At 35.7% G+C, this 9,276-nt stretch carries 6 protein-coding genes, 14 tRNA genes and 2 rRNA genes; 20 read left to right on the top strand and 2 right to left on the bottom strand.

Translation table 11 applies throughout. The features are described from left to right. The 20 genes from K332_RS0110710 to K332_RS0110615 all read left to right on the top strand — a co-directional run. Positions 1-318, top strand: a 23S ribosomal RNA gene (locus K332_RS0110710); the annotation flags it as partial. 143 nt (positions 319-461) lie between these two features. Continuing rightward, positions 462-577: ribosomal RNA gene (gene rrf / locus K332_RS0110705) — 5S ribosomal RNA — on the top strand. Between the two features lie 49 nt (positions 578-626). Then, a tRNA-Asn gene (locus K332_RS0110700) sits at positions 627-701 on the top strand. Between the two features lies 1 nt (position 702). Next, positions 703-794: transfer RNA gene (locus tag K332_RS0110695), tRNA-Ser, on the top strand. A gap of 15 nt (positions 795-809) precedes the next feature. Then, a tRNA-Glu gene (locus K332_RS0110690) sits at positions 810-884 on the top strand. A gap of 4 nt (positions 885-888) precedes the next feature. Next, positions 889-964, top strand: a tRNA-Val gene (locus K332_RS0110685). A gap of 46 nt (positions 965-1,010) precedes the next feature. Then, positions 1,011-1,087 (top strand) — tRNA-Met (locus tag K332_RS0110680). Between the two features lie 29 nt (positions 1,088-1,116). Continuing rightward, a tRNA-Asp gene (locus K332_RS0110675) sits at positions 1,117-1,193 on the top strand. Positions 1,194-1,218: 25 nt separating this feature from the next. Further along, positions 1,219-1,294: transfer RNA gene (locus K332_RS0110670), tRNA-Phe, on the top strand. A 21-nt stretch (positions 1,295-1,315) separates the two neighbouring features. Then, positions 1,316-1,399 (top strand) — tRNA-Tyr (locus K332_RS0110665). A 34-nt stretch (positions 1,400-1,433) separates the two neighbouring features. After that, positions 1,434-1,507: transfer RNA gene (locus tag K332_RS0110660), tRNA-Trp, on the top strand. Positions 1,508-1,520: 13 nt separating this feature from the next. Further along, positions 1,521-1,596, top strand: a tRNA-His gene (locus tag K332_RS0110655). Positions 1,597-1,603: 7 nt separating this feature from the next. Then, positions 1,604-1,678: transfer RNA gene (locus tag K332_RS0110650), tRNA-Gln, on the top strand. A gap of 3 nt (positions 1,679-1,681) precedes the next feature. Beyond that, positions 1,682-1,756, top strand: a tRNA-Gly gene (locus K332_RS0110645). Between the two features lie 8 nt (positions 1,757-1,764). Then, positions 1,765-1,838, top strand: a tRNA-Cys gene (locus tag K332_RS0110640). Between the two features lie 193 nt (positions 1,839-2,031). Beyond that, complete coding sequence (locus K332_RS0110635; RefSeq protein WP_026907444.1) at positions 2,032-3,039, top strand: DUF3231 family protein; 1,008 nt, start codon at positions 2,032-2,034, stop codon at positions 3,037-3,039. Positions 3,040-3,047: 8 nt separating this feature from the next. After that, positions 3,048-3,527, top strand: a complete 480-nt coding sequence (locus K332_RS0110630) for a hypothetical protein (protein ID WP_026907443.1) — start codon at positions 3,048-3,050, stop codon at positions 3,525-3,527. Between the two features lie 78 nt (positions 3,528-3,605). Continuing rightward, positions 3,606-3,689 (top strand) — tRNA-Leu (locus K332_RS0110625). 166 nt (positions 3,690-3,855) lie between these two features. Continuing rightward, entirely contained in the window at positions 3,856-4,371 is a 516-nt protein-coding gene (locus K332_RS0110620) for a hypothetical protein (protein WP_026907442.1), read from the top strand. Positions 4,372-4,516: 145 nt separating this feature from the next. Continuing rightward, positions 4,517-5,272, top strand: coding sequence for a hypothetical protein (locus tag K332_RS0110615; RefSeq protein WP_026907441.1), 756 nt, complete (start codon positions 4,517-4,519; stop codon positions 5,270-5,272). 67 nt (positions 5,273-5,339) lie between these two features. Here the strand turns inward: K332_RS0110615 and K332_RS0110610 are convergent, their stop codons facing one another. Together K332_RS0110610 and K332_RS22365 are read right to left on the bottom strand one after the other, a co-directional pair. After that, complete coding sequence (locus K332_RS0110610; RefSeq protein ID WP_026907440.1) at positions 5,340-7,304, bottom strand: UvrD-helicase domain-containing protein; 1,965 nt, start codon at positions 7,302-7,304, stop codon at positions 5,340-5,342. Continuing rightward, entirely contained in the window at positions 7,304-9,214 is a 1,911-nt protein-coding gene (locus K332_RS22365) for an ATP-dependent nuclease (protein ID WP_051359430.1), read from the bottom strand. The genes K332_RS0110610 and K332_RS22365 overlap by 1 nt, the downstream gene beginning before the upstream one ends. Positions 9,215-9,276: the final 62 nt, after the last annotated feature.

Raw genomic sequence — 9,276 nt, 5'->3', positions numbered from 1 at the left:
GTTCAGAACGTCGTGAGACAGTTCGGTCCCTATCCGTCGTGGGCGTTGGAAGTTTGAGAGGAGCTGTCCTTAGTACGAGAGGACCGGGATGGACACACCGCTGGTGTACCAGTTGTTCTGCCAAGAGCATAGCTGGGTAGCTACGTGTGGAAAGGATAAGTGCTGAAAGCATCTAAGCATGAAGCCCCCCTCAAGATGAGACTTCCCATCACTTCGAGTGAGTAAGATCCCTTAGAGACTATGAGGTTGATAGGTCCGAGGTGGAAGCGTGGTGACACGTGGAGCTGACGGATACTAATAGATCGAGGACTTAACTAACTTTTTGATATGCGTTGTTTACTCTTATTTAGTTTTTAGGGTATAAATACTCTTTAAAGAAAACTCTTGATTTTTTCTGAAAAACGATTATAATAATGTTTGTTACTGAAAAAATAGGATTACTTCTTAAACTATAAATATTGTCTGGTAGCGATGGCGAGAAGGTCACACCTGTTCCCATACCGAACACAGCAGTTAAGCTTCTCAGCGCCGATGGTAGTTGGGGCATTGCCCCTGCAAGAGTAGGACGCCGCCAGGCAGTAAAAAATATTCCTTCAAAACTCAGGTTAAGGACAAATTATTATTATTCCACAGTAGCTCAGTGGTAGAGCAATCGGCTGTTAACCGATCGGTCGTAGGTTCGAATCCTACCTGTGGAGCCATGGAGAGCTGTCCGAGTGGTCGAAGGAGCACGATTGGAAATCGTGTAGGCTGCGAAAGTGGTCTCGAGGGTTCAAATCCCTCGCTCTCCGCCACTTACATTTATAAATGGCCCGTTGGTCAAGCGGTTAAGACACCGCCCTTTCACGGCGGTAACACGGGTTCGAATCCCGTACGGGTCACCATTATGGAGGATTAGCTCAGCTGGGAGAGCACCTGCCTTACAAGCAGGGGGTCGCAGGTTCGAGCCCTGCATCCTCCACCATAAATGGCTTAATAGTAAATAAGCCGAATTAAATACTTATTATTATCGCGGGGTGGAGCAGTCTGGTAGCTCGTCGGGCTCATAACCCGAAGGTCGTAGGTTCAAATCCTGCCCCCGCAACCAAAATGCATTAAAAATTAACTTTATATAGTGGTCCGGTAGTTCAGTTGGTTAGAATGCCTGCCTGTCACGCAGGAGGTCGCGGGTTCGAGTCCCGTCCGGACCGCCACTATAAATCTTTAAAAACACAAAATGGCTCGGTAGCTCAGTCGGTAGAGCAACGGACTGAAAATCCGTGTGTCGGCGGTTCGATTCCGTCCCGAGCCACCATTTATGTTTTTTCTTTTTTATGGAGGGGTAGCGAAGTGGCTAAACGCGGCGGACTGTAAATCCGCTCCTTCGGGTTCGGCAGTTCGAATCTGCCCCCCTCCACCATTTTTTTAAATTTTATAGTCATATTTTTGACAGTAGGGGTATAGTTTAATGGTAAAACGAAGGTCTCCAAAACCTTTGATGTGGGTTCGATTCCTACTACCCCTGCCATTTTTATATGATGGCGGTCGTGGCGAAGGGGTTAACGCACCGGATTGTGGCTCCGGCACTCGTGGGTTCGATTCCCATCGATCGCCCCATACATATTGGGCTATAGCCAAGCGGTAAGGCAACGGGTTTTGGTCCCGTCATTCCCAGGTTCGAATCCTGGTAGCCCAGCCAACCGCGGAAGTAGTTCAGTGGTAGAACACCACCTTGCCAAGGTGGGGGTCGCGGGTTCGAATCCCGTCTTCCGCTCCATTAAATATGGCGGTATAGCCAAGTGGTAAGGCAGAGGTCTGCAAAACCTTTATCATCGGTTCAAATCCGGTTACCGCCTCCAAAATTACCTTATATAAATAAATAATATGCTTATTCTCAAAATAAACTCTTTTGTTTTAACTGCTATAATTATGGCAATTAAAACAAAGGAGTTTTTTTATTTCATCCATATTTCGATAGGGTTACAAGGACTGTATAATATTTACATCTAGGGAATACTAAAGATTAGTATTTGTATTCGGAGGTAATAATAAATGGCAACAGAACATAACCCTAAATTAACATCAGTTGAGATAACACAAATGTGGAGTGCATATATGACTAACAGTTTGTCGACTTGTGTTTTTAAGTACTTCTTAAATGGTGTAGAGGACCAAAGTGTAAAAGAGATTATTCAATTTGCATTGGACTTATCAAAGACTAACAATGAAATACTGAAGGAATTGTTCGAAAGGGAAGATTATCCAGCACCAATTGGATTTAGTGAAAAAGAAGATGTAGATATTCATGCTCCTAAACTCTTTTCAGATAGTTATATTCTTAATAATGTACGGGATATGGCAGGCATAGGGATGAATACGTATGGTGCATGTATAGGATTGACCGCAAGAGATGACGTATATGAATTCTTTTCTAATTGCTTTGCTAAGACGAATAGATTACATCGATTGGCAAATAATCTGATGCTTGAAAAAGGTATTTATATAAGAAGTCCATACCTGCAAGCTCCAAAAAAACCAGAATACGTAAAGAAGCAAGGCTTTCTAACTGGTTGGTTTGGAGAGAGAAGACCATTGACGGGTATGGAAATTACTAGCTTATATGCTAATATCCAACGAAATACACTGGGATCATCAACATTAATTGGTTTTTCACAAGTTGCACAATCTAAAGAAGTAAAGAAATTTACCATAAGAGGTAAGGAAATAGCAGCTAAACATATCGAGATATTTGGTTCTTTGCTGAATGAAGAAAGTCTTCCTACACCAATGTCGTGGAGCTCAGAAGTCACAGAGAATACGTCTTTTGTGTTTTCAGACAAGTTAATTATGTTTGAAACTACTTCCTTAATTACAACTAGTATAGGCTATTATGGACTAGCATTGGCACAAAGTATGAGGAGAGATCTTTCTACTCATTTTACTCGGTTGACTGCTGAAATTATGAAGTATGCTGAGGATGGAGCGAATATTATGATAAATAATGGATGGTTTGAGGAACCCCCGATGGCTCCAAATCGAAGTGACTTAGCAGATGGGTAGTGTGAACAATGGAAAAAAGCAGAAAATCTGAGGTACTGTTTTGGAGTATTGCCCTACCGGGGTTTGGTCAGTATCTGAATGGAAAGGTTATAAAAGGAACGGTATTAATTCTCCTAGAATTCATTGTAAATGTGATGTCAGGATTGAATTATGCAATATTACCAAGTTTTTATGGAAATATTCATGAGGGAATTGCTCATGTTGATTTTCAGTGGTTAATGTTTTACCCATGTCTATATTTATTTGCGATGTGGGATGCATACCGTGATGCTGGTGGGGGAACTGCCCCTTATGCTTTTTTACCATTCGTTTTTTCTGCATTTGTTGGTACGGTAGGTGTCGTATATTCGCCTGTATTTAATATAAATGGAGTGTATCTAGGGGTAATTTGGTTGCCAATTCTATCTTTAATATTAGGTGTTTTTATTGGGAAAATGATTCAAGTGCTTGTGATAAAATGGAAAAAGAAAAATGAAGTGATCAAGTAATCTTTTCCTTTGACTTAAAACCCCATTCCGTGCTATATTATTACTTGTCAGTCAGAAGCCAATGACAATTATTATTATGCCGGTGTGGCGGAATTGGCAGACGCGCGGGACTCAAAATCCCGTTCCCCCTGGGGAGTGTCGGTTCGACCCCGACCACCGGTATCTACGTTATACACACAAACTACAAAATATTATTATCGTAACAGAAAAGACAGGTAATTGCCTGTCTTTTTTTTGTTCTTGGTTTTCAAAACAGAATGTGCACATATTAGCGGATTTATTTTACCATCTACGTTAAAATTATAGCAAAATATGGAGGTGAGCACATGTGGGAAAAATAATTGAATTTCCTTGGCATAAGATTGGTATGATCGCGATTATGTTTTATTTTTCTTTATGCTTTACTACTATATGTTTACCTTTAATGTGGTGGTATTATAAAATTCCTACTTCGAATTATTACTTTTTTTCACTTTGCACATTATTCTTTGGTGGTTTAATTTTTAATATCATTCTTGCGAAGATATATCCTATAAAAGCAGAAGAATTACAGAAGGGTTTTCCAAAAAGTTTTATCATAATCGTATTTTTAGGAAAGTTTATTTTGTATTTATTATTTTGTTCTACTATTTATGTATTAACTAATAATGTAGTTCTAAGCATATATCTTCTAATGTTTTTAATGTCGGGGGGATATTTTTGGTATTGCATTCTTCAAGGTTATATCTTAGCAAGGAACAATTATAATGGTCCTGAAATTAATAATAGTATTACCTCGCAAGGGAAGGTAATCGTATTTTCTATTCCCGCTTCTTTAGTAATTGGATATATAATGCTTCTTTGACAGGCTATATTGTTATAGCTGTAGGTAGTACCTAAAATGTTCTAATAAAAAGTATTAGACATTATTTAACCACAGCTATTAAATTTTAATATAGGGTCCGTAAATTACGATGATAAAAAATCAGTGAATGAAGGGCGGAATGACAATGAATAGCGAACTACCAAAAAAAATGTTAAGTGATCAATTACAGCGTTTGATAGAAATAAATGGTTTCGATGTTTTTAGAAATTCACTAATGGAGTGTCTAGAATTTGACCATACAACTCTGCAGAAATACTTAAATAATGAACGAGAAGCATCTTTAGAAGAAATTGTTCAACTTGCATATTTGTTTAACACATCAGTAGATTATTTAGTGGGGAATTCTGATTATATATTGGATACATGGGAATTTGATTTCCTAGAAGAGTTCTTTCAATACTCATCCAAAAAAATCAAAGAACATTTTAAAGATAGACATAACACACAGATATCCAGTAAAAATAACATTGATGCTATAATATTTGGGCTTATTACCTACATGACATTTTCAAGGACTGGAAAATCATTTGAGGACCTTGATAAAGATGAAATTGCCAATAAATCAGAAGCATTTGATGAGATAATATCTATATTTCATAATTGTATCACCATGAGTAATCAAGATTGTTTTGACATAACAGAGTTAAGGGCATTGAATAGAAATATTGTAGATTATTTGTTTGGTGATTTCAGTTTTGTAAATGAGAGAATACTAAATGGTCTAGAAGATAACGTAGGAAAGGCAGACATTGATAAGGTTCTATTACTAAAGGATTCTATTAATCAAAATATTAGGCGTAGCCAGAGGGCTCTTAAGGTACTAAATAAACTGTCTATAAATGAAGGTAGTAGGGAAGATGCGAAAATATCTTCTACATGAAGGTTTTAATTAATAAGCATTGGGTATACATTGCCCAATGCTTATTAAAACTTACATAAATAAAGGTTTAAGTTTGTGATACAATTGTTTGTTTTTCTTCTGCTTTATATTCGGAGGGTTGAGCATCTACAATATTCCAACCCAAATCAACAAGATCCACTTCATGACCTTCTAATGCTTCTTCTCGAATTGCTACACACAACAAATGAGAAGGGCGTGACATACCTACATATGCAAGTTTTAGCATTTGCTCTTGTCTTTTCTTTGGCTTTGTATGATGCCCCTTTAGATAGTCGAGAATCTTCCCTTTGTCAAATTCGTAAGCATAAGAAAAAGTTTCTAAATATAGTGTGGCTGTATGTGTTTCACCTTTGACACCATGAATAGTGTCAATATTAATAAGTATGTTATCCCCAGTTTCTGAAACATGAAGGTAATCACTTTGATAGTCGGCTACCTTTTCTTGTTCTTCATTTGAAACCTCTAAATTGGTGGTTAAGAAACTAGATAAAGACTCTTTTGATATTGTTACCTCAAAATATGATAAAAACTCATTACTTAAGAAATTTTTAAGGGGAGTTTCTATGTTAATCCCAGAATTTAATTTTAATGTCCACTCTGACATTAATTTTTCAATACGAATGAAACCTTCTTGTGAATTATTATTGAGATAATCAATTAGACTTTTTTCAGTAAAATTGCGAGATTCATTTTTTATATTTAGGTACCGCAAAAAGTTGATAAAGCATTTAATGAATGTTTCTCTATATTTTTTTGCTGATGTAGTGTTTAGTTCATTTAAATGACTTATATAGTCATTTAAACTATTTGCATTCTCAAAAGGAGACTTTTCTCTTTTTTTGAAATACGGATAGTAACTAGGAATTACTATTTTTTCGCTATCGCTGTTATGTGTTACCCTTCCTACAGCTTTAAATGTTCGATTGCCTTCTTGTGCTAATCCGTTCTTATTGATTAATTCTCCAAAGGTAGGAAGAACCTTTTGTATATTATCTTTATTAAACCTTATAATAGTAGGTTTTAACCCACGAATGCTATCATTTCCCTTTAAATCTTGTGGGCTAACACAGATTGTTTTGATTAAATTAGCGATAGATTGTGAAAACCTTAAACTATTGTCCAATGGAAGGGGTTCTCCTTGAATAAAGTTGTCGACTTCATTAGAATTATTTCCCTCATATATTGCTTGATTGCGATCACCATAGAATTGGGTAACAACCTTATCGGAATCAAATAGACTCTGAATAACTAGTTGTTGAGCATATGATGTGTCCTGCATTTCATCTATAAACAAATACTTAAATCTTGCGGAGAATAATGTTTTAATTTCCGGAAAAATTTTAATATATTCTTGTGCAAGAACAAATGCTTCTTGGAATGTTAAAATTCCTCGTTTAAGTATTCTTCTCTTAAGATTTGATAATATCCTATATGTTTTAGTTTTCTTACTATAAACCTGTTCTAGTGGCTTTTTACCCCACATAAAGTTGATATTATCTCCATGATAATCTAAACGTAATAGAGAGTGTACTGGGGAGAAGGCTGCTTTATTAATAATATTTTCTCTATAACCGCTAAAAATCCGATTGAATTCTTTATAAAATTCATTTTTGTAATATTCATTATCAATGATATGGATATCACTTTTGAAAAAATATTGGTAAGCAGGGATTGCTAAATACCTATTTACAAAAGACTGAATGGTTGAGAAATTATTTGGATAATTAAATAGTCTAGCATTAGGATTCCCTATTTTACCCTTTATTTCATCAATTGCTACGTTAGTGTGTGTAAGAACACAGATTCCCTGATTATTATCTAGGGGTAATTCTTTTTCTAAAATTAATAGTTTTGCTAAAAGAGTAGTTGTTTTACCGCTTCCGGGACATGCTAGAATATCCTTGGATGTTAAACATTTAATAACTTGTCTTCTTTGTTCATCAAAATTTGCACCGTTTGGAAGAAGTATCTCTTCAGCCCAATTAATGTCTTCATCGGTTATAGGGTACACTATTCCTTCACCTCTCTAATACCTGCAGCATATTTTATTGCGTTAACAAGATATTCTAATAGTGGTTCAGAAAGTATTTGTGCTCTAATTGTGTCAGGATCCTTCTTAAACTTTGTTAGTAAAATGTCAGAAAGGCATTGAGCAATAATTGCTTTAGAAACTTTATCATTGTCTTTTGTAATGATATTCTCATAAATTTCATAAGCTATACGTTCTGAAGAATAATTTTTTTCTTTATTTTCTTCCGTGTATTGATTTATGTCTTCTTCTACTTTTTCTTTCTTATTCTCAGTGAGCCCTATAGTATCGCTATTCTGTATTTTCTTAGCCCATAATACCGCTCTGAGTACGTCCTCTTGAAAAGAACTCCTTGCAAAGTCATGTTCTAAAGTCCAGATTGGCGAAATGAATGCTTTTACGTTTTGATTATTTAGTCTAGCTTTTATCCTTTTTCTTTTTTCATCAGCAGACTCTTGGGGAGGGTTGATTAATTTGTCTTGGTCATCTATTTCTGGTTTTAAATCCAAATCTGTTATACATGAAACGGGTATATTTATAATTCCATTTTCAGGATTCGATCTTATAAATATTCTTGAGTACCGTAGAAACGCTGTACTACCCACATTAAGAACAGTAATACCGTTCTTAGATAATGGGATTCCTATTATTTTAGCAATCGTCGGAATTAATATATTCTCTGCATCCCCTTCAACCATAATAACCCCTTGTGCAAAAAATAAATCTGCTTTTGTAGAATCCAAGAATCTTTCTATAAATAAATAATCCCCATTTAAAAGCTCGGTTTCAATTGGGTTTAGAGAGAACACTTTGTCGTTTTGGCATATAAACATAGTTTCTAGTGGTATTTTTGAAGCTAGTGATGTGCTATGGGTGGTAAGTATTATTTGTATATCACTCTCGTCTGAACGTTTTTGTAGGTAATCAATTAGCCTCATTTGTGCTTGTGTATGTAAATGTGCTTCAATCTCCTCAATAAGGGCCAGTTTAAGCCCTTCGTATTCTTTTTGTTGAAGAAAGAGTAATTCCGTTGCAATAAATAATATATTGTGCGAGCCTAAACCGGGTTTTGCATCTTCGAGATTTAATTGCAGCCGCTCTAAAATGCTTTTTAACTTTATATCCGAAATGTTGAATCGGGACTTTAATATATTTCTATTACTTGAGAAATTTTCGAGATATTCATTTATATCTTTTAGTATCTGTGCACCGGTTTCTTCTTCGGTATTATGATCTTGAACAGGCTCATCTCCTGCTTCTTCCTCTTTTTCCTCAATAAAATAGTTCATTATCCTAGCGTTAGCATCCTTAATTGCATTCACTAATTCATGTTCCTCTTCATTTTCGAATGCTGAATGATTTATAAGCACCTGAGAAAGCCTTGAGTTTCTTCTTGAGGTCATTTCTATCTCTGCATCTCTAAGTGGCTTGAGAAAGGTGGTTTTTAATAGATTTCTAGCCTCACCGTTCAAATACTTTCCTGTATCAATTCCTCCAGCTGTTATATCATGGTATATTTTCTTATCCTTTCTCTTGGCGGAAAAAATAACTTTTAGGCTGTATGTTGGTGTCTCTTCAACTTTTTCAATGTGTAGCCACTCTAAAAAGTGTTTTGCTTCTTCAATAGTAAATCCTCTAAATACACATACAATCTCAATCTCATTAGCCCGTTCCTCTTCATTAACCCCTTTTGCTAAATGGAAATCTTCTGTATTTAATCTGACATAATCATTACTGTGTGTATTAAGTACAAATTTTATGGCTTCAACTATAGTGCTTTTTCCAGAATCATTTTCTCCAACAAGTACATTTAGATGTTTATTGAATTTTAGATTAAGCCCCGGATTTCCGTATTTACGGAAGTTTTTTATAGAAAGTTCCGATAAGTACATTTAATCGCGCTCCTAAATACATAATATAATTTACAGAAGGCCTATAAAAATAACAGTGTTGA

The organism is Paucisalibacillus globulus DSM 18846 (genome assembly GCF_000482485.1).
In the GTDB taxonomy this organism is placed as follows: Bacteria; Bacillota; Bacilli; order Bacillales; family Amphibacillaceae; genus Ornithinibacillus; species Ornithinibacillus globulus.
The sequence above is the reverse complement of the archived record's forward strand: the minus strand, read 5'-3'. Positions and strand labels throughout refer to the sequence as shown.